Raw genomic sequence first — 23,851 nt, 5'->3', positions numbered from 1 at the left:
TTGGGTCCCGGTTCAACGCTGAAGCCCAACGCATGTGCGTCGGCATTTTCCTTTTCGCAGCCGACATATCCCGCATTCCAGGATCGTTTAACCCGGAGATCGTAAAAAAGCCGGGGCTCTTCGGTCGAGTTCCATTTTCGACTCGGGATCGATTCCCTGTTCGATCAAGCCAAAAATCGTCTGGGCCATGGCGGCTTGCGCTATGGGCTCAAAGAACGCTGACTTCAAGGTCCAGGCGAATGCGGTGGCGAACACGTATTGCCACAGCCCTATCGAGACGGGCAGCGCATCGGTGATGCCCTTGATCGGGATCAGAAGTACGGCGAAACCGATCGCGAAGCCCAGGAGTTCGAAAAGACTCAGGTAAAGGCGGCTCTTGAGGAGTCTCGAGAAGTGCTGGATGTGAACGGCCAAGGCATCTCGGGCCGAACGCCGGGCATCGTCCGCGTCCGACAGGAAATGCCAAGCCAAGACCGCTTGATGATTAGTGGCGAGCAGACGCCCCGCGATCCAGGCCAGGACCCGGGAGAGTCTCGGGTTGCCCAGGCTGGACGCCAATTGATCCTCGGGGAGCTTTTGCAGGGTTTGCTGGATGGCGTCGTCCAGTTCGGCCAGTCCGGAAACGCTGGGAAAGCGCCGCGCGACCAATTGCTTCGCATAATCGATTTGAGCTTTGCCTTCCGGAATGGGCTGTCCCTTGGATTGCTCGGCCGACAAAGCCAGGTTTCTCGCTTTAATGTTATAGAGAAAGTTCGCGCGCAACTTGTACATCACGAAGGCAAACACGATAAAGCCTGCGAGGGCGCCGGCCGAGGCGAATGCGGTCGGATTTTGGCTCAGGGAGCCGAGGCCGATGGCCGTTCCGGCGCCCGCCGCGGTCATGAAAACATAGCCCAACGCCACGGCCAAGCTTACCAGTAGCCGATAGAGCACGAACGGCATTGATTTTTCGATGAGCCGCGTGGCGGCCAGCAAGTTGAGATCCCGCATCGCATCCTCCAAGGTCAGTTTGTCTTGATGTTAGAGTTTTCTCTGACAGATCAACGGGGTTTGGCTTTAAGAAACCTAAAAGTACGAATCTTACGGAAAAATCCGGTTGTTTTTCCAGAAGAGTCAAGGTCGCTGTCCGGCGTTTCCCATCGGCAAACGTTCACGATTTGCTCGTTCGTTTCGGTTTTTGCGGCGACTTTGCCTGGATGTTCGGCAAGCCGGTGTGCTGGGTGCGGAGCGGCATTGCCTTGCGCGCGACCCGATTGCCTTCGTGCTGATTTCCGGTGCCCTCGGGTTGCCACGTCGGCACCAGATGGTGCTTGCCGTTTCCGATCAGGTCCGCGCGTCCCATGCGTTTCAGCGCTTCGCGAAGCATCGGCCAATTGTTGGGATCGTGATAGCGCAGGAAAGCTTTGTGCAGGCGCCGCTGCGCGAGCTTTTTCGGGACGAACACCGTTTCGCTGGTGCGCGTGACGCGGTGCAGCGGGTTTTTTCCGGAATGATACATGGCGGTTGCGGTCGCCATGGGCGAGGGCAGGAAGGCTTGGACCTGATCGGCTCGAAATCCGTTACGCTTGAGCCACAGCGCGAGATTCAGCATGTCCTCGTCGGCGGTGCCCGGATGGGCGGCGATGAAGTACGGGATCAGGTATTGTTCCTTTCCGGCCTCCTTCGAGTATTTGTCGAATAGGGCCTTGAATCGGTCGTAAGTGCCGATGCCCGGTTTCAGCATCTTGGACAGGGGGCCGGACTGGGTATGTTCCGGCGCGATCTTCAAATAACCGCCGACATGATGGGTGGCGAGTTCTTTGACATATTCCGGCGACGTGACAGCGAGGTCGTAGCGCAATCCCGAGGCGATCAGGATTTTCTTGATGCCGGGCAGCGCGCGGGCGCGGCGGTAAAGCCGGATCAGCGCGGTGTGGTCGGTGTTCAGATTCTTGCAGATGCCGGGATATACGCAGGACGGCCGGCGGCAGGTGGCTTCGATCGTCTTGTCCTTGCAGGCGAGCCGGTACATGTTCGCGGTCGGTCCGCCGATATCGGAAATCACCCCGGTGAAGGCGGGCGAAGTGTCGCGAATCGTTTCTATTTCGCGGATGATCGAATCTTCCGAACGGCTTTGAATGACGCGGCCTTCGTGTTCCGTGATCGAGCAGAAAGTGCAGCCGCCGAAACAGCCGCGCATGATGGTGACCGAGTGCCGGATCATCTCGAATGCGGGAATTTTGGCGGCCCCGTAAGATTTGTGCGGGACGCGCGAATAGGGGAGACCGTAAACGCCGTCCATCTCCTTGGTGCTTAGGGGGACCTGCGGCGGGTTGATCCAGACGTCCCGCTCCCCGTGGCGCTGAACGAGCGCGCGGGCATTGCCGGGGTTGGTTTCCTGGTGCAGAACGCGCGAGGCATGGGCGTAGAGCACGGGGTCGGCCTTGACCGTCTCGTATGCCGGTAAGCGGATGACGGCCCGGTCGCCGGAGGCTTTGCGCCTGGTCAGGCGGACAGTCGCTTCGGATTTTTCGCCGGCAGGTTCCTTGGCGCACCCGGCCGGTTCCTCGAGATACGGGTTCTGTTTGGGGGCCTGCGCTCCGGGCGTGTCCACGGAGGTGGAATCGATCTCGGTCCATCCGGGAGGCGTTTGTTTGCGGATGAACGCGGTTCCACGAATGTCCGTCAGCCGGTCGATGGATTCTCCCGCCGCGAGCCTGTGGGCGATTTCCACCACCTGGCGTTCGCCGTTTCCGTAAACGAGAAGATCGCCCTTGGCGTCGAGCACGACCGAGCGGCGCACCGTGTCGGACCAATAATCGTAATGGGCGATGCGGCGGAGGCTCGCTTCGATTCCGCCGAGAACGATCGGCACATCTTTGAAAGCCTCCCGGCAGCGCTGCGCATAAACCGTGACGCAGCGGTCGGGCCGTTTGTCGGGGGCTCCGTCGGGGGTGTAAGCATCATTCGAGCGAACGCGACGGTCGGACGTGTAGCGATTGACCATGGAATCCATATTGCCGCCGGTGACGCCGAAGAACAGATTGGGTTTGCCCAGCTTCTGAAAATCGGCGGCGGACGTCCAGTCCGGTTGCGCGATGATGCCGACCCGAAAGCCTTGGGCTTCCAGCAGTCGACCGACGATCGCCATGCCGAAGCTGGGATGATCCACGTAGGCATCGCCCGTCACGATGACGATGTCGCACGAGTCCCAGCCCAGGGCGTCCATTTCGTCGCGGCTCATGGGTAACTGCGGCGCTACCCCGAAGCGTTTGGCCCAGTATTTTCGATAAGAAAAAAGATCGGGAGTCATGTTCATCGCGAGCCGGCGAGGAAAACTATCAAAGGGAATCGAACCTGACAGGAACGACCGCGTGGTTTTCCGGATAATATCCGAGAATATAACTGGGGATTTTAGCGTGAAAACGCCATTGAAGATGCCCTGACGCCGGTCGGCAGGCGAAATTCAAAAATGACGGAAAGGAACCGCCGTCATCGAAGGGATTCGAAGATGCGGAAACGCTACGGTTTCAGTGCGGCGCGGGCTTTGGATTCCCGGATCACGCCCATTCCCCAGATACCCCAGGATGCGGTTTTAAGCATCAATAAAGGAATGGCGACTGCGTTGAGGCCCCAGAGAACAACAGCTAGCGCGCTTGCGCCGGACAGGCTCCATGCAAAAACACCCCAACGTCCGCCGATTACAACCCGGAGAAGGCGCCTCGATGTATTTTGCAATTTGCTCATAAATGGGCATCCAGCAAGCGGGTGACGGTGTACCATGCGGCATTGAGCGGCGGAGATGCGATGGCCGGAAATCGCCTGCTGAATGCATAGCTGGAATGCTAGCAAGTAGGTTTGATATAAGCAAATAAATTATAAAAAAATAGTAATCAATGCCGACTTTTTTAGCGCATTAAAAAGCCACTGCCTGAAAGTGCTCCAGGCAGTGGCAATTACCGCGGGCGGCGCTTAGGCGAAACTAAGTCGTCGCCAGCGCTCTGCCGATTACAGATCCGGGCAGAGATCTTTGCCGATCAGGTTCGACACGCTCCCCATCACCTGCAGCAAGACGCCCATGATGGCCAGAGCCAGCCAGCCGAAGATCACGAAGCCGTAGTGCAGCGGTGCTACGAACAGCTCTTCCATGAACCAGAAGGTGTGACCCCACTCGTTCAAGCCGACGTTCGGCAGAATCATGAACGGACCGGTCCACAGGATCAGGTACGCCAGCGACAGGCCTTTCGTCGTCGTCTGGAAGTACGGCAGGCGGGTGTGTGCGTACAGGAACGCCGCGCCGCCGCTGATGATGTAGATCGGGTAGCTCAGGTAGAACTCGATGATGTGCGACGGCGTGAAGTCGGTGTCGCGCACGATCGTCTGGTGCCAGGTGCCGTCCTGCTCGGTGAAGAAGCTCGCGCCCCAGTAGATGGCCCACGCATAGGCGAACAGCCAGATCAGGTGGGTCAGGTTGCGGCGCAGTTCTTCGCGCGGGGTCATGGCCGCCATGTTGCGGTCACGGGTCTTCCACAGGTAGCCCCACAGAACCGAGGCGGTGATCACTTCCAGTACGATTTCGGTGTACAGGAAGTTCATCCAGTACGTCTCGAATTCCGGTGCGAACGAGTCCAGACCGGCCGACCAGCCGTACAGACCTTCGTACCACCGGACCCACGTATAAAATACCAAGTAGATCGTAAACGCAAAAGCCAACCACTTTACGTTAAATAAGGGTTGTTCTTTTGCTTCTATACCACCTGCTGTTGTTGCAGCCATAGTGACCTCCATTGCTTGTTGTTGATTACAAGTGATGCCAGAGATACGTATGTAGAATCCCTGACCCCGGATTAGAGTAAGGAAGCTGAAGAAAAATTCCAATTTCCTTGGAAAATTTTTAAGCGACTGAAATAAAAGGAAAATAAATTTGAATTTCGAAGGCGGAGCGAGCCGGCATCGTTCGCTTTGCTGGACCGGTTCATGCGTTATTCGGAAACAGGCGGGTTTTTTGTTGGCCGGGCAAAATGGTAAGATCAAATCGATGTAATGCGGGTTATCCAGTATCTGGCTGATTTACAAGCCATAAGAAACAAGCTCCTCGATCGGCAGGATGACTTCATGAGTGTAGTCATCGGTGTCTACGCCGCTCTTGTGTGCGGATGCCGATCCTTATTTTATGAAATCCGTCAATCGCGCGACTACCATTGTTCCCTCTATGAAGCCCCGTTATTCGTATTCGGCGGGTTCTCCCATTCCACACGGAGTCCATTTGCACAAGGGCGGGGTGAATTTTTCGCTGTTCAGTCGGCACGCCAGCCAGGTTTGGCTGCTGCTTTTCGAAGATACCCATGCCGCCAAACCGTTTCAGGTCATCGAACTCGACCCGCAGCATCATAAAACCGGCGACATGTGGCATGTCTGTGTCCAGGGTGCGGGAAGAAATTTGGTTTACGCTTTCCGTGTCGACGGACCTTTCGCGCCTGAGCTAGGGCATCGTTTCGATTCGACGAAAATACTGTTAGACCCATACGCGACGGCGCTCACCTCTCCGCTTCGGTGGGATTTCGCGGGATTTTCCTCCCGCCGCCAGTCATCGGCGTGTTCCGAGCGCACGGCTTCGGTGGTCGTCAAGAGCCTCGTTACCGGCAACGGTTTCGACTGGGAGGATGACCGTCCCCTTTACCATTCTTGGTCCAGCCTGGTTATTTACGAGACGCACGTGCGCGGTTTGACGGTGCACCCGTCGTCCGGCGTCAGATCGCGCGGCAGCTATCTCGGCGTCATCGAAAAAATTCCACACCTGAAACGGCTCGGAATCACCGCGGTCGAGTTGATGCCCTTGCAGGAGTTCAATCCTAACGAGGTGACCGCGGTCAATCCCATGACCGGTGAGAGACTTCGCAATTATTGGGGTTACAACACCATCGCTTTTTTCGCACCTTTCGAGGGGTATGGCAGCCGTCTCTATCCCGGCTGCCAGGTCGACGAATTCAAGACCATGGTCAAAGCCTTGCACAAAGCCGGGATCGAGGTGCTGCTCGACGTGGTGTTCAATCACACGGCGGAAGGCGACGAAACCGGACCGACACTCAACTTCCGCGGTTTGGACAACAGCATCTATTACTTGCTGGAAGACGATAAAAGCCGCTACAAAAATTTCTCCGGCTGCGGCAATACGATGAACTGCAATCACCCGGTGGTCCGCAACTACATTCTCGATTGCTTGCGGTATTGGGTCGTGGAGATGCACGTGGACGGGTTCCGCTTCGATCTGGCCTCCATCTTGGGGCGCGATCGCAACGGCCATTTGGTCGCCAACGCGCCGCTTCTGGAACAGATCGCCGAAGACCCGATTCTGCGCGACGTAAAGCTCATCGCCGAGGCATGGGATGCGGGCGGCGCTTATTTGGTCGGACGTTTTCCGGGAGAGCGCTGGTCGGAGTGGAACGGCCTGTATCGCGACGACGTACGGCGCTACTGGCGCGGCGACCTCGGCATGACCGGGGCTTTCGCCAGCCGGATATGTGGCAGCGCCGACCTTTACGAGCACAGCGGAAAGGCGACGGTCAACAGCATCAACTTCGTGACCTGCCACGACGGGTTTACGCTGAACGACCTGGTCAGCTACGAGTACAAGCACAATCTGGCCAACGGCGAAGAGAACCGGGACGGTTCGAACGATAATCACAGCGCCAATTACGGCGTGGAAGGGCCGGCCGACGATCCGGGCATCAACCGGATCCGACTCAGGCAGATGAAGAACTTCATCGCCACGCTATTGGTTTCCCGCGGCGTACCGATGATTTTGGGCGGCGACGAGTTCTGCCGCACCCAGTCGGGCAACAACAATGCCTATTGCCAGGATAACGAGATTTCCTGGTACGACTGGCGCTTGTTGGAGCAGAACCGGGAGTTCTTCGAATTCGTGCGGAACATGATCGCCTTTCGCGCGCGTTATCCCGTTCTATCGTCGGAAAGATTCTACAGGCCCGAGGACGTGAGCTGGTTCAACCCGTCCGGGCAAATACCCGATTGGCACTCCGACAGTGCCGTGGGATGCCGGATTCATGCAGAAAACGAGGGCGGGCAAGACCTTTGTCTGCTCTTCAATCCGCTGACGCATGGCGTGAGCTTCGGATTGCCGGATCTGCCGTGCGATTCGGTTTGGCTCAGAGTTATCGATACCAGCGCGGCGCCGCCTTTCGACATCTGTCAGCCCGGTCAAGGCATCCTGTTCGGCGGCAGGTCGTCCATTCAGTTGCAGGAGCGTAGCATGGTCGTGTTGCTCGCGGAGCGCCATCCGGGGCAAAAATGAGAACGGCCGGTTTTTGCCGGCCGTTTCAAGTCGTTCACGACTCGTGCGAAACGCCTAAGGTGTCACCGATTGAGCGGTCGTGAACCGGTTGCCTTTGTTGTCTCGAATTTCGGCCTTCAACTCGCCCGCCGTTTCCGGCACGAAATAAAAGCGGAAGTTCGGGTCCGCGCTGATGGCGATGTCGGTCTGCGCGGTTAAGATCGGTTTGTCGTTGAAGCTGACTTTTACTTCTTCCACGAAGTGGGCCGGCTTGATCATCCGGGTCAACTGATCCATCTGTAAGCCGGTGATGTTCGGGTGGCTGATGAGCAGTTGAGCCAGATTCGGCTGTTGCAGGGTTGCCTTTTCACCGTCCAGCTTGAACTTCATCTTGCCCATCCGCACCATGGCGGCCTCGAGATCCGTGCCGATGGGGGCCGAACAGCCGCCGCTCGCCTTGACGAAGGCTTTGTTCAGATAGAGCTTGCCGTCGTTGGTCTCGGCGATGGCGCGAATATGGGTGTAGGCGTTGATGCGCACCCGCATGGCCAGGTCGGCTTTTCCGCTTTCCGGTGTGAAATGGAACGTGCCGGAGAACGGAACCGGATTGTTGTCGATGATCAAGGTCACGGCCTTGATGTATCGATCCTTAGTCTGCGGAATCTTGCTGTTGATCTGGATCGGGACCAGCGCCGGATCTTCCGCACGGTAGGGTGCGGTCAATTCGACGATTTGATTGCCCTCTTCGATCGGACGGTCGCCGAAAAACTTTTGTCTGAGCCCGCCGTTCCATACCGCTTCTTCCTCGCCGGCGGCGAACGCCGGGCCGGTCAGTACTGCCAAGTAGGCCAAGGCCAGCCACAGACCTTTGCCGAATGTTTTCAATTGCTTCATTTAAGTATTCTCCGGTGAAGTGTTCGGGGGCTTAATCGTCTTCCCATTCCAGTTCGGCGAACGCGGTGGAAATGTTCCTTTTGTGGAATTCGTCGAACAGTTGCCAGTCGTCGCGGGCCGACAGCCCGACGTTCGTCATGGCGTCTTCCATGGTTTTGCCGTCCTTGATGAACGCTCTGATCTCGGACTGCAGCGTCTTGAGATAGCGCTCCTCGGGTTCCAAGGCTTTCGGCCAGTCGGCCGATACCGGGCCATGTCCCGGTATCGCCAGCTTCGCATCGACCGGTTTGAGTTGCTCCAGGGTTGCCAGCCAGCCGTTGAGGCTTCCGTCGACCACGGGCAAATGTCCCATGAACAGGAGGTCCGCGAGCCAAAGCGTTTTGGTTTGCGGGTCGTAAATGCTGAGATCGCTGTCGGTGTGGGATGTCTTATGGGCTTTCAAAAGCAGCGTCCTGGCGCCGAGCTCCAGCACGAGCGTATCCCGAACCGAATGATCGGGCGGCACGAAGTTCTCGGCCCTTAAACTGAAGCCGAGATCGCGCTCGGCCTTTTCCTGATAGAAAGGTGCGCGCATGGTCATGGCTTCGGCCAGCTTGTGGTGGCCGATGAAACTGATGCCGGGCTGTTTGAATGCGATATTGCCGTAGATGTGGTCCGGATGGACGTGGGTGTTGATGACGTAGCAAATGGGCGTCGTGGTGATGGATTTTATGGCGCTTTTCAGAGCATAGCCTTGCTCCGGGCTGCCGCCCGTGTCGATCACCGCCACGCAATTTTGGCCGACGATGAAGCCGATATTGGCGATCTCGCCGCGGTTGTGCCGATCCGGCAGTTCGTGGGTGCCTTGGTGAACGTAGATGCCCGGCGCAACCTGCTGGAGCGAGAGTTCGGGGGGAGCGGCCCGCGCGGGAGCATCGAGCGCGACGAGTGCCAGGAGAAGCGTAATAGCTGAAACTTTCATTACGGTCTTGTGTTTTCTTGGTTGGCGATCAAGAGTTCGAGGAGAGCCCGGCCGGCTCGCGACCGCATTTTCGCTTTGGGTGCGATGATGTTCAACTGCCGGCGAAGGCCATCGGGTGGGTTGATCCTTCACGATGAAGCGTGATGCCCGATGCGCGCGCAAAGCCTTTCGGACGGCATTTTGCAGTGATTTCAATTGCTCGGCGGTTCGGGTGACGCTTGCCGGCTTCGCCACGATCGCGGCTGTTTTGAAGCTCAATACTAGAAGGTGTGCGCCGTATGGTTGCAACACCGGCTATCGGCCGGCTTCCGCTTTCCCCGGAAAGGCCGGCGCCTTTGCCAATACGGATCGCCGTGTCCGGCTAGGGCGATGCTCGACAAGCTTGGTGGATCATTCAGGAAATCGCACGGCGATGGATCTCGACTGAAATTATGCCGGTCCGAAAGACATATTCGACGAAATGCGCAGGGCCATCGGCAGCATCGCCGGGATTATCCGGATCGATTGGAGAGACGATTCCGTCGTCTATCCGTGCGAGCGAGCCCGGCGAACCGATCGTCTTCGTGGGCGATTTTCCGCACAAGGGTGGCGAGTTGCCGGGGCGGATCGGTCGGCCGATTCGTCGATGTACATAGGCGGCTCCGACGGCAGATTTTGCCCGCGGAGCTTTTTTTTCGCGCCGCTCGAAAAGCGGTCTATCCGTTCTGCGGCGCGCCCCGCAGCAGCTTTGGCATTATTGACTTTTAACCTGAAATACTTCAACTTACGCACGCAGACGGGCTTGTCGGGGAATTTCCACGATTGTTTTAGGGAATGTTTCCTTACGCAAAATAAAATCCGTCCTATTGTTTTTAGGGTAACTTATCGTTAACAAAACGTATTCTGTGCACGCAGAATACGAGGAGGAAAAGAGATGAAAAAACCCGTGAAAAGTTGGCTGATCGCAACGTCGGTGGCATCGTTGCTGGCAGCCCCGGGGATTTCCCAAGCCAATACCGAAGTCGAAGCTCTCACGAAGGACCCCAAGAACTTCGCTACCTGGGGCGGCGATTACTATGGCATGCGCTATAGCACGCTGGACCAGATCAATAACAAGAACGTCAAAGATCTTCAGCCTGTCTGGACTTTCTCCACCGGTATGCTGCGTGGTCACGAAGGCGGACCGCTCGTCGTGAACGACGTGATCTACATTCAAACGCCTTACCCCCACAAAGTTTACGCGCTCGACCAAGGCACTCAATCCGTCATCTGGGAATATTCTTATTCGCCCGATAAGGACGTTGATCCCAACCAGGTAATCTCGGTCATGTGCTGCGACGTGGTAAACCGCGGTCTCGCATACGGCGACGGCAAACTCTTCCTGGCCCAGGGCGATGCCACGCTGGTCGCTTTGGACGCCAAGACCGGCAAAGTGGTTTGGAAGACCAAGAACGGCGAGCCGAAACTCGGCATGACCAGCACCAACGCTCCGCTCGTGGTAAAAGACAAAGTCATCACCGGTATCGCCGGCGGTGAATTCGGCGTTCGCGGTTTTCTCGCGGCTTACAACATCAAAGACGGCACCCTGGCCTGGAAAGGCTATAGCATGGGGCCGGATTCCGATATCTTGGTCGATCCGGAAAAGACCATGACCTGGACCGACGGCAAAATGGCGCCGGTCGGCAAAAATTCCAGCTTGAAAACCTGGGAAGGCGATCAGTGGAAGCTCGGCGGCGGCACCACCTGGGGCTGGTTCAGCTACGACCCGAAACTCAATCTGGTCTACTACGGCTCCGCCAACCCCGGAACCTGGAACCCGACGCAGCGACCCGGCGACAACAAATGGTCGATGACTCTCTGGGCGCGCGACGCGGATACCGGCGTGGCCAAGTGGGTCTATCAGATGACCCCGCACGACGAATGGGACTACGACGGCATCAACGAGGTGCCCTTGATCGATCTGAAAATGACCGACAAGAACGGCAAGGAACACGACAAGCTGGTCGTCCATTTCGATCGTAACGGTTTCGGCTATACGCTCGACCGCGAAACCGGCGAGCTTCTGGTCGCCGAGAAATTCGACAAGGCCGTCAACTGGGCCAGCCACGTCGACATGAAGAGCGGCCGTCCGCAGGTGGTCGATCAATACAGCACCCAGAAGGGCGGCGTCGATCACAACACTACCGGGATCTGCCCGGCTGCACTGGGCAGCAAGGACCAGCAGCCGATCGCGTTCTCGCCCAGGACCAATTTGGTTTATATTCCGGGCAACCACGTGTGCATGAACTACGAGCCGTTCGAGGTTGAATACACCGCGGGCCAGCCGTACGTCGGTGCGACTCTGACCATGTTCCCGGCCGGCGTTGACGCCAAGACCGGCGAGAAGAACGGCTCGCACAACCTCGGCGTATTCACCGCCTGGGATCCGACCACGGGTAAGATCGTCTGGTCCAAGGACGAGCCGTTCTCCGTATGGAGCGGCGCGATGGCGACCGCCGGCGACGTCGTATTCTACGGCACTTTGGAAGGCTACCTGAAGGCTGTCGACGCCAAGACCGGCCAAGAACTCTATAAGTTCAAGACGCCGTCGGGCATCATCGGCAACGTCAACACCTGGAGCTACAAAGGCAAGCAGTACGTCGGCGTCATGTCGGGTCTCGGCGGTTGGGCCGGTATCGGCATGGCCGCGGGCCTCGAAGGCGAAAGCGAAGGTTTGGGTGCTGTAGGCGCTTACCGCAGCCTCAGCAACTACACCAAACTGGGCGGCGTATTCACCGTGTTTGGTTTGCCCAATAAATAAATCTAAAGCGTTAGATTTATAGTACGCCCCGGCTGATTCGTCAGCCGGGGCGTTTCTTTTTTGGGTTAACGAACGCCGAATTTTCGCGTTTACCATGCCTCTAAAGCTTACTCGTTCGTGTTATAGGAGTTCTTCATGGCCGTTAAATGCTATTCCCGTTGGCCTGCGGTGCTTTTGGCTTCAGTGTTGATGCCTTTGTCCGCCGCTCAGGCGGACAAAGAAGCTTTCAAAGTTTGTGCAGATCCGAATAATCCGCCTTTCTCGGATAAGAGCGGTCGCGGTTTCGAGAACAAAATTGCAGAACTGTTCGCTAAAGAATTAGGTAAAAAAGTCGAATATACCTGGTTTCCGCAGCGGATCGGCTTCATCCGCAATACCTTAAAGGCGCAACTGCCGGATTCCGACGAATTCAAATGCGACGTGGTGATGGGCGTGCCTACCGGATACGAGCTCGCCGCCACCACCAAGCCTTATTACCGTTCGACCTATGCTTTGGTATACAAGAAAAAGCGCGGCTGGGATGACATCAAATCGGAGGGCGACTTGGAGCGCCTTTCGGATGAACGCAAAAGCAAGCTGCGTATCGCCATGTTCGATGGGGCGCCGGGCACAACCTGGCTGTTCGATCACCAGCTTGCCGACCAAGGCGTGCCGTATCAAAGCATGACGGGAGATGCGGCGGTCAACACCGCGCAGATGCTCGAGAAAGATTTCTCCGAAGGGAAAATCGACATGGTCATCGTATGGGGGCCGATAGCCGGCTATCTGATGACTCAGGGGAAACCGGGAACTTTCGAAATGATACCCATGAAATCGGATGAATCGGTGAAATTCGATTTTCCCATCTCCATGGCCGTTCGCTTTCCCGACAAGGAGCGGAAAGAACAGTTGAATGCTCTGATCGATCGAAACGCGGAGCGGATTCAGGCTCTCTTGCGCGAATATCGTGTGCCGCTGGTCGACAAGGAAGGAAAGCTGATCGAAGAGGCGACGAAGAAAAGAAAAAAATAAGAAATCGAGGCAGCGGGCCGGTCATTGGGCCTCGTATCCCGCTGCCCGAAACGCGGACGTCTTCAGATTTCTCTTCGCATGTGCGGAAAGAGAATGACGTCGCGGATCGATGGGGAATCGGTGAAAAACATTACCAACCGGTCGATTCCGATCCCTTCTCCGGCGGTCGGCGGTAGCCCGTACTCCAGGGCGCGGATGTAGTCCGCATCGTAGTGCATGGCTTCCTCGTCTCCGGCGTCCTTGTCGGCCACCTGTTTTTTGAACCGCTCGGCCTGGTCTTCCGGATCGTTCAGCTCGGAGAAGCCGTTGGCGATTTCCCGGCCGCCGATGAACAGTTCGAAGCGGTCGGTCACGAACGGATTCTGATCGTTGCGCCGGGCCAGAGGCGATGTCTCGGTCGGATATTCGGTAATGAATACCGGCCCCGTCAGCCGATGTTCCACGGTTTTTTCGAAAATCTCGGTTTGCAGTTTGCCTAGTCCGTCCGCCGGCGTGACGAGATAGCCGAGACGTTCCGCCACTTGGGCCGCCCGATCGCGATCGGCGAGATCGTCCGTCGTCAGTTCGGGATTGAAACGCAGTATCGATTCGAGCACGGTCAGCCGCTCGAACGGCTGAGCCAAGTCGTAGCTGTGATTCTCGTGCGCGACCGTGGCGCTCCCGAACAGATTCAGGGCCAGACCGCGCAACATTTTCTCGGTCAAATCCATCAAGTCCCGATAATCCGCATAGGCCTGATAAAACTCCAGCATCGTGAACTCGGGATTGTGTCGCGTCGACAGGCCCTCGTTGCGGAAGCTGCGGTTGATCTCGAAAACCTTTTCGAAGCCGCCGACCACCAGTCGCTTCAGATACAGTTCCGGAGCGATGCGGAGATACAAATCCATATCGAGCGCATTGTGATGGGTGATGAAAGGCTTGGCGCGCGCGCCGCCGGGGATCACCTGCATCATCGGGGTCTCCACTTCGAGGAAGTCTCGCTCGAGCAGAAACTGGCGAATGAACTGAACGATGGCGCTGCGCATTTTGAAGATGCGCCGCGAGTCCTCGTTCATGACGAGATCGACGTAGCGCTGCCTGAGACGGGTTTCTTCGTCGGTCAGACCGTGAAATTTCTCCGGTAAGGGGCGCAGTGACTTGGTGAGCAGGCGGATGCTCGTAGCCCGAATCGACAGTTCGCCGGTCTTGGTTCGAAATACCGAGCCTTCGACGCCGATGATGTCGCCGACATCCCAATGCTTGAAGGCTTCGTACTGGCCTTCCGGCAGGGCATCCTTTTGCAGGAAGACCTGAATGCGCCCGGACATGTCCTGAATATGAGCGAAGCTCGCCTTGCCCATCAATCGCTTGGCCATGAGCCGGCCGGCGGCCTTGACCCTGACGTTGCGCGTTTCCAGCGCGGCGCCGTCCTCGTCGCCGTACTGCTCGTGGAGCGTTTGCACCAGCGTGTTGCGCCGGAAATCGTTCGGGAAGGCCTGGCCGCTCTGACGCAGTTCCGCCAGTTTTTCCCGCCGTTGAGCGATGAGTTTGTTTTCGTCGAGTTGTTCGGTCATACCGTTTCTTGTTACGAAAATTTTGAATTCGAGGAAAGCTCCGCCCGAGCGGCGTAAACCAGTCCGATCGCGGCGGGCCGGACCACGCCAACCCTGATTCCGATCGGGCTTTACAGGCCGCTTTTCAGGCTGGCTTCGATGAACATGTCCAGATCGCCGTCCAGCACGGCTTGCGGGTTGCCGGTTTCGATCCCGGTGCGCAAATCCTTGATCCGGGACTGGTCCAGCACGTACGAGCGGATCTGGCTGCCCCAGCCGATGTCGGACTTGGAGTCTTCCAGCTTTTGTTTTTCCGCGTTGCGCTTCAGCATTTCCATTTCGTAGAGTTTGGCCCGCAACTGTTTCATGCATCGGTCGCGGTTGGCGTGCTGGGAGCGCTCGGTCTGGCACTGGACCACGATGCCGCTCGGGACGTGAGTGATGCGCACGGCGGATTCGGTCCGGTTGACGTGCTGTCCGCCGGCGCCGCTGGCCCGGTACACGTCGGTGCGGAGATCGGCTGGATTGATTTCGATGTCGATCGTGTCGTCCACCTCGGGCGAAACGAATACCGAGGAGAACGAGGTGTGCCGGCGATTGCCGGAGTCGAACGGCGATTTTCTGACCAGGCGGTGCACGCCGGTCTCGGTTCTGAGCCAGCCGTAGGCGTATTCGCCTTCGAAGCGGATGGTGGCGCTCTTGATGCCGGCGACGTCGCCGGGCGACTCTTCGATCAGTTCGGTCTTGAAGCCGCGCCGCTCGCCCCAGCGAAGATACATGCGCTCCAGCATTTCCGCCCAGTCCTGGGCTTCGGTGCCGCCAGAGCCGGCCTGAATGTCGAGAAAGGCATTGTTCGGGTCCATTTCGCCCGCGAACATGCGGCGGAATTCGAGCTCGGCTACCAGCTTTTCGAAGCGTTCGAGATCCGTAGCCACGGTATCCACGGTCGCTTCGTCGTCTTCTTCCACCGCCAGCTCGAGGAGTTCCTCGGCGTCGTTAACGCCGTGCTCGATGCCGACCAGGTTATGGACGACCGATTCCAGTTGCGTGCGTTCGCGTCCCAGGTTTTGGGCTCTTTCGGGATCGTCCCAGATTTTCGGGTCTTCGAGTTCCTTTAAAACTTCGTCCAGCCGTTCGCGTTTGGTATCGAAGTCAAAGATACCCCCTAAGAGCTTCCTGGCGGCTCTTCAAGTCTTTGATTTGGTTGTAGAGGGGATTGAGTTCGCGCATGGTGAATGGTTTTCGGTATCTGGCGAAAAAGTCGCGATAGTACTACAGATGGGCTCGAAGAAAAACGAGGGGAAGCGCTCGGCTCGACTCGGCATCAGTCCCAACGCTCGTCTCGCACCTGAATCATGCCGTTTTCGATGCGAACCGGAAAGCACGGAAGGTCCTCGTAGGCCGGGGGCTTGAGGACCTTGCCGGTTTTCAGGCAGAAGCGGGCGCCATGACGAGGGCAGACGATCTCGCAGCCTTCCAGTCGGCCGCTCGCGATTTCGGCACCGTCATGGGTGCAGACGTCTTCGATGGCGTAGTACGCGCCGTCGATCATGAACACGGCAACGTCCGTTCCGTCGACATCCACGACGACGTGTTCGCCGTTTTCCAGACTGCCATCGCGAGCGACATCGATCCAATCGGACATGAAACGGCTTCCTCTATTCGGTGCTGACGGTGGCGGCCTCGCTCTTGAGCGCCGCTTGCAGCGAATGCCAAGCCAGAGTGGCGCATTTCACCCGGGCCGGATAGGCGCGCACGCCCGCCAGGACCGCCAGTTTGCCGATTTCTTCCAGATTTACGGCCTCGTCGTTCTTGCCGGTGGTGATGCGGTGGAAAATATCGAACAAATGCTGGGCCTCGTCTTCGGTTTTACCTTTGACGATTTCGGTCATGAGCGAGGCGGAAGCCGTCGAAATCGCGCAGCCCGAGCCCTGGAAGCTGACGTCCTCGATCACGCCGTCGTTCACTTTGACGTAAAGCGTGATCTTGTCGCCGCACAGCGGGTTGAACCCCTCGATCTTGCGGGTGGCGTCTTCCATCACCCGGAAATTGCGCGGATTGCGGTTGTGGTCGAATACGACTTCCTGATAGAGATCCCTGATCTGATCCAGCATTAGCCGAACACCTCGATGACTTTGCGAATACCGTTCACCAGAATATCGATTTCCTCGAACGTGTTGTAGAGCCCGAAGGAGGCGCGGGCGGTCGCGGGCACGCCGAAGAAGTCCATCACCGGCATGGCGCAATGATGCCCGGCGCGGACGGCGATGCCGAGGTGATCCAGAATCGTGCCGATGTCGTGGGGATGGACGCGCTCCAATGTGAAGGACAGGATGGCGCCTTTCCGTTGCGCCGTGCCGACCAGGGCCAGTTGGGAAATTTCGAGCACCCGTTCCGTGGCGTATTGCAGCAATCGGTGCTCGTGTTCTGCGATGGCGTCCATGCCGATGGCCTGGAGATAATCCACTGCCGCGCCCAGGGCGATGGCGTCCGCGATGTTCGGCGTGCCGGCTTCGAACTTGAAGGGCAGGGCGTTGTACTCGGTCTTGTCGAAGGTGACGCGGCGGATCATGTCGCCGCCGCCCTGGTAGGGCGGCATCGCCTCCAGCCATTTCTCCCTGCCGTACAGAATGCCGATGCCGGTCGGTCCGTACAGCTTGTGCCCGGACAGGGCGTAAAAATCGCAGTCCAGATCCTGGACGTCCACGACCATATGCGGCGCCGCCTGCGCGCCGTCCAGAAGCACCGGAATGTCCCGGCTGTGCGCCAGCTCGACGATGGCTTTGACCGGGTTGATCGTTCCCAGGGCATTGGACATGTGGGATACCGAAACCAGTCGGGTGCGCGGCGACAAGAGCTTCTCGAACTCGTCCGGCAGCAGTTCGCCCTCGAGATCCATCGGGGCAACTTTCAGCTTGGCGCCGGTTTGTTCGCACAGCATCTGCCAGGGCACGATGTTGGAGTGGTGCTCCATGGCGGTGATGAGGATTTCGTCGCCTTGTTTCACGGTGCTGCGGCCGAAGCTTTGGGCCACCAGGTTGATGGCTTCCGTGGTGCCGCGCACGAACACGATTTCGTGGCTATGCCTGGCGTTGAGAAACTTCTGCACCGTTTCACGTGCACCCTCGAACAGCTCGGTCGAGCGCTGGCTCAGGGTATGGACGCCGCGATGAACGTTGGAGTAGTCGTTCTCGTAAACTCGGCGGATGCAATCGATGACTGCCCTGGGCTTCTGCGTGGTGGCGGCGTTGTCCAGATAGACCAGCGGTTTGCCGTTCACCGTTTGACGGAGAATCGGAAAATCCTCGCGAATCGCCGCGACGTCATAGCCGGGATTCTGCGGCACGGCGGCCCGGGGTGCGGAAACCTTGTTCATAGCCAATCCTTTCGAATGTCGGATTGCGGCAGAAAAGACAACAATTCGCTTTGAACCAGTCTCTTGAGGCCGTTCAGCCGAATCTTTTCGGCCATTTCGTTGGCAAAGGCGAAAGTGAGCATGTTGCGTGCCGTCGGTTCGTCCACGCCGCGCGATTCGAGATAGAAAACCGCCTCCGGATCGAGTTGCCCGACCGTCACGCCGTGGGCGCATTTGACGTCGTCGGCATGAATTTCGAGCTGCGGCTTGCTGTCGATCTCGGCGTCTTCCGACAAGAGCAGGTTGCGGTTGCCCATTTCGGCATCGGTTTTCTGGGCCTCCGGATGAACGACGATGCGCCCCGAAAAGACGCCTCGCGCCCGATCCGCGGCGATGCCACGGTAGGTTTCGCGGCTGATGCCGCACGGTGCCCGGTGATGGATCAGGGTTTGGGTGTCCAGATGCCGCCGTCCGGTCGCGAGGAACAGGCCATCCAGTTCGCATTCCGCCGCAGGGCCCAAATGGGCGTGAATTTCGGTGCGGGCCAACAGGCCGCCGAAGGCCAAGTGATGCTGGCGGAATCGGGCGGATCGCGCCTGTCGCGCGTAGATGCCGCCGAAGTGGTAGCTCTTGGCGGTCTCGCTCTGGAGCTTGTAATGGTCGAGTCCCGCGTTTTCGCCCACCGAAATCTCGGTGACCGAGGCCGTGAGGTAGCTCGAGTCTTCGGTCCCCGCATACGTTTCGACGATGCCGGCCTCGGCATTCCGCTCCAGCGCGATGAGATTGCGGGTCACGGCCAGTCCGTCCGGGCGGGTCGAGAAATGGATCATCTGCAAAGGCTTGTCCAGAACTTTGCCGGCCGGGACGTACACGAACGCGCCGTCTCTGAAGAATGCGGCGGTGAAGGCGATGAAGCCGTGCGCTTGTTCGGGAACCGCCCGGTTCAGCAAACTCTCGATACGATCGGGATGCCGTTCCAGGGCTTCCGCCAGGGACATCGCGATCACGCTTTCGGGAAGGCCGGCGGTCACGGAATGTTCGGCGGAATAAACGCCGTCGACGAAGACCAGCGACCACGCATCCGCCAGTCGCAGCCGCGCCAGAGCGTTCGTGTCCGCCGTGCCCGCGGTGGAGCCTGCCGTCGGCACGAACAGCTTCTTCTCCAGGGGGGCGATATTGGTGTATTTCCAGGCTTCCTCGCGCGGCGAGGGGAAACCGCCGGCGGAGAAGCGGCCTCGAGCCTCTTCCCGCAACCGGCGCAGCCACGGCAGATGCTCGCCCGGCAGGGCCAATGCCCGATAGTGTTCGACGTAGTGCTGAGCCGCGCTCATATCAGGCACCTGCGGAAGTCAGTTGGTCGACCCAGCCGTAGCCTTTCTTTTCCAATTCCAGCGCCAGGCCGGCGTCGCCCGATTTCACGATCCGGCCGTGGGCGAGCACGTGCACGTGATCCGGCTTGATGTAGTTGAGCAGGCGCTGATAATGGGTGACCAGGATGAAGGAGCGGTCCGGCGAACGCAGGGAGTTCACGCCTTCCGCCACCAGCCTGAGCGCGTCGATGTCGAGTCCCGAATCGGTTTCGTCGAGGATGCACAGGTTGGGTTCGAGCACCGCCATCTGGAGGATTTCGTTGCGCTTCTTTTCGCCGCCTGAAAAGCCCTCGTTGACGCCGCGGTACAGGAATTGCTCGTCCAAGTTGACGGCCTTGATCTTTTCCTTGACCAGTTTCAGGAAATCCATCGCGTCGACTTCGCTCAGGCCCTTATGTTTGCGGATGGCGTTCAGGGCGGCTTTCAGGAGATAAATATTGCTGACGCCGGCGATTTCCACCGGGTACTGAAAGGCGAGAAAAACGCCTTCCCGCGCGCGCTCCTCGGGTTTCATTTCCAGAAGATTCCGGCCGAGGTAGCTCACGGTTCCGTCGGTGACTTCATAACCCGCACGGCCGGCCAACACGTGCGACAAGGTGCTTTTGCCGGAACCGTTCGGTCCCATGATGGCATGGACCTCGCCCGGCTTGATGTCCAGGCTGATGCCCCTGAGGATGGGCTTGTCGTCGACCTGGACGTGGAGATTTTCGATCTTGAGCATAACTGGCTTACCTGAAGTGAATTCTGTTGAATTGGCCGATCGGGATACTAGCCTACGCTGCCTTCCAGGCTGATCCCCAAGAGCGCCTGGGCTTCCACGGCGAATTCCATGGGCAGCTCCTTGAACACCTGTTTGCAGAAGCCGTTCACGATCATCGATACGGCGTCCTCGGCGGACAGGCCGCGCTGCATGCAGAAGAACAGTTGGTCATCGCTGATCTTGGAGGTGGTGGCTTCGTGTTCCACCTGCGCCGTGGGCTGCCTGACCTCGATGTAGGGGAAGGTATGCGCGCCGCAGCGGTCGCCGATCAGCAGCGAGTCGCACTGGGTGTAATTGCGCGCGTTCTCGGCCGATTTCAGGATCTTCACCAGGCCGCGATAGCTGTTCTGGGCGCGGCCGGCGGAAATCCCCTTGGAAATGATGGTGCTCTTGGTGTTCTTGCCGAGATGGATCATCTTGGTGCCGGTGTCGGCCTGCTGGCAGTGGTTGGTGACCGCCACCGAGTAGAACTCGCCAACCGATTCGTCGCCCCGCAGGATGCAGCTCGGGTATTTCCAGGTGATGGCCGATCCGGTTTCGACTTGAGTCCAGGAAATCTTGGATTTGCGGCCCCGGCAGTCGCCCCGCTTGGTGACGAAGTTGTAGATGCCGCCACGGCCTTCTTCGTCGCCCGGATACCAGTTCTGCACCGTCGAATATTTGATCTCGGCGTTGTCCAGGGCCACCAGTTCCACCACCGCGGCGTGGAGCTGGTTTTCATCCCGCATCGGGGCGGTACAGCCTTCGAGATAGCTGACGTAAGAGCTTTCTTCGGCAATGATGAGCGTGCGCTCGAACTGGCCCGTTTTCGCCGCGTTGATGCGGAAATAGGTGGACAGTTCCATCGGGCAGCGCACGCCTTTCGGGATGTAGACGAAGGAGCCGTCGGAGAACACCGCCGAATTGAGCGCCGCGAAGAAGTTGTCCGAGGGCGGCACGACGCTGCCCAGATATTGCTTCACCAGTTCGGGATGATTCTGGATGGCTTCCGACATGGAGCAGAAAATCACCCCTGCCGCGGCCAGCTTGTCCTTGAAGGTGGTGGCGACCGATACGCTGTCGAACACGGCGTCGATCGCTACGCCGGCCAGCCGTTCCTGCTCGTAAAGCGGGATGCCGAGCTTGTTGTAGGTTTCCAACAGCTTCGGATCCACCTCGTCGAGGCTTTTCGGTTTTTCCTGAGACTTCGGCGCGGAATAATAGCTGATGGCCTGATAATCGACGGGGCCGTAGTTCACGAACGCCCATTTCGGCTCCGCCATGTTCAGCCAGTGGCGATACGCTTCGAGCCGCCATTCCAGCATGAACTCGGGTTCGTTCTTCTTGGCCGAGATGGCGCGAATCACGTCTTCGTCGAGGCCGGGGGGCAGGGTATCCGCCTCCAGGTCGGTGACGAAGCCCGGCGCATAGTCCTTCTTGATGAGCTTATCCAGGGTTTGTGCTGTCGCAGACATGATGTTTACTCCGCCTTTCTATCTCGGCTGGTAGTGAAGGGAGCTGACCGGGATACGGATTTCCTCGGGCGCTTTGGTTAAGGGCATGACCATTTCGGCCAGGCTGACCGATTCCAGGGCGGTTCGGATCGCCCGGTTGATGATGCCCCAGTGGTCTCGAATCTGGCATGACGAGGACTGCTGGCATTGGTCATGCTCCAGTTCGCATTCCGTTAGGGCTATTGGCCCTTCGAGGGCGTAAATGATGGTCGCCACACTGGTCTTGGCCGGCGATCGGGTCAGTTGATAGCCGCCTTTGGCGCCGCGCGTGGATTTGAGGATACCGGCCTTGGTCAGAATTTTCAGGATCTTGCTCACCGTCGGGATGGCAACGCCGGTCGAATCGGCCAAATCGGTCGCGGCATAAGTGCGCTCGGGCTCTCGGGCCATATATCCCAAAACGATGAAGGCATAATCGGTTAATTTGCTGATGCGAAGCATGACGCTACCTTTCTAATTAAGGACCATTTTAGTCCTGTATAATTCCCAAGTAAAGTAGTAGGCTTTTGCCGGGTTCGCCAATGTTTGGAATGAGGTAAAGAAGTCGTCCGGCGCGGACGCGACCATGCCCGGAGTCCAAGGCACGGTCGTTCGGCGTTATACTTCGCGTTGAACGAACCCCTTCGCAATTGCCCTGCCCAGGCGCTTCTATTGTCAGTTGTTAAGGAAAAAACGTAATGACCAAGGTTTGCCCATCCATGGGGATTTTTCTTCGGTTTGCCATAGCCGCCTTGACTCTCGGTTCCGGGATGGCGAGCGTCGTTTGTGCCGAAGCTTCGGAAATCATTCCGGATACCCCCGCCACTCATATTCAAAGCCTCGTCAAGGAAGGGGTGCATCCGAAATTGCGCTGGGGCAAATTTCCCGATTACAAGACGCAACTGGAACAGCTTTATTATCAGAATGGTCTTGCGCCTTTATGGCTGCATGCGGGAAAACCGACGCCGCAGGCGCTGGCGCTGGTGGCCAGTTTGGGCGAGGCAGACGACAAAGGCTTGAATGCCGCGGATTACGACGCCGAGCTTTTGGGCAAGTGGTCGGGCGAACTCCAGGCGATGACCGCAAATCCTCGGGAAATCGCCTCCTTCGATGTCGCCTTGAGTCTTTCGGCGATGCGTTATGTCTCCAATCTTTACCTCGGCCGCATCGACCCGCACAACATCAATTATGGGCTCAGCATCGAGTCCAAGCGGGTGGATTTGCCGCATCTGGTGCAGAAAATCGCTCAGAGCCCGCAACCGGTCGCGATGATCGAGGCCCTGGAGCCCAAGCTTCCCGTTTACGAGAGGCTCAAGGCGGCGCTGCCCCGCTATCGGAAGCTGGCGAGCGAAATGGCTTCGGTTCAGCTCTCCTTTCCGGCGAAGTTCAGTCCGGGCGGTCGCCACAAAGACGTGCCGGCGCTCAGGCGTTTATTGCATGCCACGGGCGATCTGGAGGAGATCAAGCCGGGTTCCGCAAACTCCCATGCCTATGGACCCGAGCTGGCGGAAGCGGTCAAGCGGTTTCAGCGCCGCCACGGGTTGACGGCGGACGGCGTCATCGGAAAAACCACGCTGAATCAACTGAATTTTCCGCTGGCGGATCGGCTGCGCCAGATTCAGCTCGCATTGGAGCGCCTGCGTTGGCTACCGGAACAGATCCGCGGCGAGTATCTTCTCGTCAACATTCCGTCGTTCCAGTTGTTCGGCTTTCGAGACGGCTCCGCTTTCGGACGGTCCGATCTTCAGATGAACGTCATCGTCGGAGAGTCGGTCGACGGGCGCCATACCCCTATCTTCCACGCCGACATGACCTACATCATCTTTCGGCCGTACTGGAATCTACCGTACAAGATCACGGCCAAGGAGATGTTGCCGCAAATTCTCAGCAACCCCGGTTATCTGGCGAGGAACAACCTGGAACTCGTTCCCAATTTCTCGCCCAACGCTCCTGTCTATGAACCGAGTCTCAGAAATGTCGAGATGCTGGCCACCGGCGCCCTCAAGTTGAGACAGAAGCCCGGCCCCAAAAACGCCTTGGGTTTGGTCAAGTTTGCGTTCCCCAATCACAACAACATCTATCTGCACAGTACGCCGTCCAAAGGCTTGTTCAAGAAAGCCAGGCGCGATTTCAGCCACGGCTGCATCCGGGTGGAAGACCCGGTCGGCCTGGCCGAATTCATTCTGGCGGATCAGGGCGAATGGACGCGCGAACGGATCGAATCGGCCATGAACGGCACCAATCCGAAGACCGTTACCCTGAAGCGAGCCGTGCCCGTCTATATCTTTTATTCGACCGCCCTGGCGGACGAATCGGGCAATGTGAGCTTCTATGACGATATCTACGGCCACGATTTGATCCTCAGCGAGCTGTTGGCCAAAGGCTTTCCCTATCCGTCATGACCGGCTCCGACGTCGGCCTGCCCGAGGCCGTGGCGGAGCTTGCTT

The 23,851-nt window shown here is 58.2% G+C and carries 19 protein-coding genes; 4 read left to right on the top strand and 15 right to left on the bottom strand.

Going from position 1 to position 23,851, the window contains the following annotated elements; genetic code table 11:
- Positions 1-87: 87 nt before the first annotated feature.
- The 4 genes from ACWJKU_RS13785 to amoC all read right to left on the bottom strand — a co-directional run bounded on the left by ACWJKU_RS13785 (position 88) and on the right by amoC (position 4,755).
- Positions 88-990, bottom strand: a complete 903-nt coding sequence (locus ACWJKU_RS13785; RefSeq protein WP_454143029.1) for a hypothetical protein — start codon at positions 988-990, stop codon at positions 88-90.
- A 160-nt stretch (positions 991-1,150) separates the two neighbouring features.
- Positions 1,151-3,292, bottom strand: coding sequence for a YgiQ family radical SAM protein (locus ACWJKU_RS13780; RefSeq protein ID WP_454143027.1), 2,142 nt, complete (start codon positions 3,290-3,292; stop codon positions 1,151-1,153).
- 209 nt (positions 3,293-3,501) lie between these two features.
- On the bottom strand, positions 3,502-3,726 hold the full coding sequence (locus ACWJKU_RS13775) for a hypothetical protein (protein ID WP_454143025.1): 225 nt from the start codon (positions 3,724-3,726) through the stop codon (positions 3,502-3,504).
- Positions 3,727-3,987: 261 nt separating this feature from the next.
- On the bottom strand, positions 3,988-4,755 hold the full coding sequence (gene amoC / locus ACWJKU_RS13770) for a bacterial ammonia monooxygenase, subunit AmoC (RefSeq protein WP_454143023.1): 768 nt from the start codon (positions 4,753-4,755) through the stop codon (positions 3,988-3,990).
- A gap of 397 nt (positions 4,756-5,152) precedes the next feature.
- On the opposite strand from amoC, the gene glgX reads away from it, so the two are divergent.
- Positions 5,153-7,291, top strand: coding sequence for a glycogen debranching protein GlgX (glgX, locus tag ACWJKU_RS13765; protein ID WP_454143021.1), 2,139 nt, complete (start codon positions 5,153-5,155; stop codon positions 7,289-7,291).
- Between the two features lie 54 nt (positions 7,292-7,345).
- On the opposite strand, the gene ACWJKU_RS13760 is transcribed toward glgX, so the two are convergent.
- On the bottom strand, positions 7,346-8,164 hold the full coding sequence (locus tag ACWJKU_RS13760) for a quinoprotein dehydrogenase-associated SoxYZ-like carrier (protein WP_454143019.1): 819 nt from the start codon (positions 8,162-8,164) through the stop codon (positions 7,346-7,348).
- Positions 8,165-8,195: 31 nt separating this feature from the next.
- Positions 8,196-9,125, bottom strand: a complete 930-nt coding sequence (locus ACWJKU_RS13755; RefSeq protein ID WP_454143017.1) for a quinoprotein relay system zinc metallohydrolase 2 — start codon at positions 9,123-9,125, stop codon at positions 8,196-8,198.
- Between the two features lie 913 nt (positions 9,126-10,038).
- Here ACWJKU_RS13755 and ACWJKU_RS13750 point away from each other — a divergent pair.
- Positions 10,039-11,904 carry a methanol/ethanol family PQQ-dependent dehydrogenase gene (locus tag ACWJKU_RS13750; protein WP_454143015.1) on the top strand — a complete coding sequence of 622 codons (1,866 nt, stop codon included), beginning with the start codon at positions 10,039-10,041 and terminating at the stop codon, positions 11,902-11,904.
- A 135-nt stretch (positions 11,905-12,039) separates the two neighbouring features.
- Positions 12,040-12,915, top strand: coding sequence for a substrate-binding domain-containing protein (locus ACWJKU_RS13745; protein ID WP_454143013.1), 876 nt, complete (start codon positions 12,040-12,042; stop codon positions 12,913-12,915).
- A gap of 62 nt (positions 12,916-12,977) precedes the next feature.
- Here ACWJKU_RS13745 and lysS read toward each other — a convergent pair whose 3' ends face one another.
- From lysS to ACWJKU_RS13700, 9 genes are all read right to left on the bottom strand, one after another.
- Positions 12,978-14,468, bottom strand: a complete 1,491-nt coding sequence (lysS, locus tag ACWJKU_RS13740) for a lysine--tRNA ligase (RefSeq protein ID WP_454143011.1) — start codon at positions 14,466-14,468, stop codon at positions 12,978-12,980.
- A 110-nt stretch (positions 14,469-14,578) separates the two neighbouring features.
- Positions 14,579-15,677, bottom strand: a protein-coding gene (gene prfB / locus ACWJKU_RS13735; protein WP_454143009.1) for a peptide chain release factor 2 whose coding sequence is annotated in 2 segments (ribosomal slippage) — positions 14,579-15,601 and positions 15,603-15,677 — 1,098 coding nt in all. Because the reading frame shifts where the segments join, the coding sequence is not laid out codon by codon here.
- A 94-nt stretch (positions 15,678-15,771) separates the two neighbouring features.
- Complete coding sequence (locus ACWJKU_RS13730; protein ID WP_454143007.1) at positions 15,772-16,092, bottom strand: non-heme iron oxygenase ferredoxin subunit; 321 nt, start codon at positions 16,090-16,092, stop codon at positions 15,772-15,774.
- Between the two features lie 13 nt (positions 16,093-16,105).
- Positions 16,106-16,561: a Fe-S cluster assembly sulfur transfer protein SufU gene (gene sufU / locus ACWJKU_RS13725; protein WP_454143005.1), complete on the bottom strand. Its 456-nt coding sequence runs from the start codon at positions 16,559-16,561 to the stop codon at positions 16,106-16,108.
- Positions 16,561-17,823 carry a SufS family cysteine desulfurase gene (locus ACWJKU_RS13720; RefSeq protein WP_454143003.1) on the bottom strand — a complete coding sequence of 421 codons (1,263 nt, stop codon included), beginning with the start codon at positions 17,821-17,823 and terminating at the stop codon, positions 16,561-16,563. The genes sufU and ACWJKU_RS13720 overlap by 1 nt, the downstream gene beginning before the upstream one ends.
- Positions 17,820-19,133 carry a Fe-S cluster assembly protein SufD gene (gene sufD / locus ACWJKU_RS13715; protein ID WP_454143001.1) on the bottom strand — a complete coding sequence of 438 codons (1,314 nt, stop codon included), beginning with the start codon at positions 19,131-19,133 and terminating at the stop codon, positions 17,820-17,822. The genes ACWJKU_RS13720 and sufD overlap by 4 nt, the downstream gene beginning before the upstream one ends.
- Position 19,134: 1 nt before the next feature.
- Positions 19,135-19,893: a Fe-S cluster assembly ATPase SufC gene (gene sufC, locus ACWJKU_RS13710; RefSeq protein WP_454142999.1), complete on the bottom strand. Its 759-nt coding sequence runs from the start codon at positions 19,891-19,893 to the stop codon at positions 19,135-19,137.
- Positions 19,894-19,940: 47 nt separating this feature from the next.
- Positions 19,941-21,386: a Fe-S cluster assembly protein SufB gene (gene sufB / locus ACWJKU_RS13705; protein ID WP_454142997.1), complete on the bottom strand. Its 1,446-nt coding sequence runs from the start codon at positions 21,384-21,386 to the stop codon at positions 19,941-19,943.
- An 18-nt stretch (positions 21,387-21,404) separates the two neighbouring features.
- The gene (locus ACWJKU_RS13700; RefSeq protein ID WP_454142995.1) at positions 21,405-21,866 is read right to left on the bottom strand and encodes an SUF system Fe-S cluster assembly regulator; all 462 of its coding nucleotides are present in this window, start codon (positions 21,864-21,866) and stop codon (positions 21,405-21,407) included.
- Between the two features lie 236 nt (positions 21,867-22,102).
- On the opposite strand from ACWJKU_RS13700, the gene ACWJKU_RS13695 reads away from it, so the two are divergent.
- Positions 22,103-23,806 carry a L,D-transpeptidase family protein gene (locus tag ACWJKU_RS13695; RefSeq protein ID WP_454142993.1) on the top strand — a complete coding sequence of 568 codons (1,704 nt, stop codon included), beginning with the start codon at positions 22,103-22,105 and terminating at the stop codon, positions 23,804-23,806.
- Positions 23,807-23,851 lie beyond the last annotated feature (45 nt).

The organism is Methylocaldum sp. MU1018 (assembly GCF_053646775.1).
The sequence above is the reverse complement of the archived record's forward strand: the minus strand, read 5'-3'. Positions and strand labels throughout refer to the sequence as shown.

Coding starts and splice junctions, on each gene's coding strand:
- ACWJKU_RS13785 (WP_454143029.1), bottom strand. CDS start 990: ATGCGGGATCTCAACTTGCTGGCCGCCACGCGGCTCATCGAAAAATCA.
- ACWJKU_RS13780 (WP_454143027.1), bottom strand. CDS start 3,292: ATGACTCCCGATCTTTTTTCTTATCGAAAATACTGGGCCAAACGCTTC.
- ACWJKU_RS13775 (WP_454143025.1), bottom strand. CDS start 3,726: ATGAGCAAATTGCAAAATACATCGAGGCGCCTTCTCCGGGTTGTAATC.
- amoC (WP_454143023.1), bottom strand. CDS start 4,755: ATGGCTGCAACAACAGCAGGTGGTATAGAAGCAAAAGAACAACCCTTA.
- glgX (WP_454143021.1), top strand. CDS start 5,153: ATGAAATCCGTCAATCGCGCGACTACCATTGTTCCCTCTATGAAGCCC.
- ACWJKU_RS13760 (WP_454143019.1), bottom strand. CDS start 8,164: ATGAAGCAATTGAAAACATTCGGCAAAGGTCTGTGGCTGGCCTTGGCC.
- ACWJKU_RS13755 (WP_454143017.1), bottom strand. CDS start 9,125: ATGAAAGTTTCAGCTATTACGCTTCTCCTGGCACTCGTCGCGCTCGAT.
- ACWJKU_RS13750 (WP_454143015.1), top strand. CDS start 10,039: ATGAAAAAACCCGTGAAAAGTTGGCTGATCGCAACGTCGGTGGCATCG.
- ACWJKU_RS13745 (WP_454143013.1), top strand. CDS start 12,040: ATGGCCGTTAAATGCTATTCCCGTTGGCCTGCGGTGCTTTTGGCTTCA.
- lysS (WP_454143011.1), bottom strand. CDS start 14,468: ATGACCGAACAACTCGACGAAAACAAACTCATCGCTCAACGGCGGGAA.
- ACWJKU_RS13730 (WP_454143007.1), bottom strand. CDS start 16,092: ATGTCCGATTGGATCGATGTCGCTCGCGATGGCAGTCTGGAAAACGGC.
- sufU (WP_454143005.1), bottom strand. CDS start 16,561: ATGCTGGATCAGATCAGGGATCTCTATCAGGAAGTCGTATTCGACCAC.
- ACWJKU_RS13720 (WP_454143003.1), bottom strand. CDS start 17,823: ATGAACAAGGTTTCCGCACCCCGGGCCGCCGTGCCGCAGAATCCCGGC.
- sufD (WP_454143001.1), bottom strand. CDS start 19,133: ATGAGCGCGGCTCAGCACTACGTCGAACACTATCGGGCATTGGCCCTG.
- sufC (WP_454142999.1), bottom strand. CDS start 19,893: ATGCTCAAGATCGAAAATCTCCACGTCCAGGTCGACGACAAGCCCATC.
- sufB (WP_454142997.1), bottom strand. CDS start 21,386: ATGTCTGCGACAGCACAAACCCTGGATAAGCTCATCAAGAAGGACTAT.
- ACWJKU_RS13700 (WP_454142995.1), bottom strand. CDS start 21,866: ATGCTTCGCATCAGCAAATTAACCGATTATGCCTTCATCGTTTTGGGA.
- ACWJKU_RS13695 (WP_454142993.1), top strand. CDS start 22,103: ATGACCAAGGTTTGCCCATCCATGGGGATTTTTCTTCGGTTTGCCATA.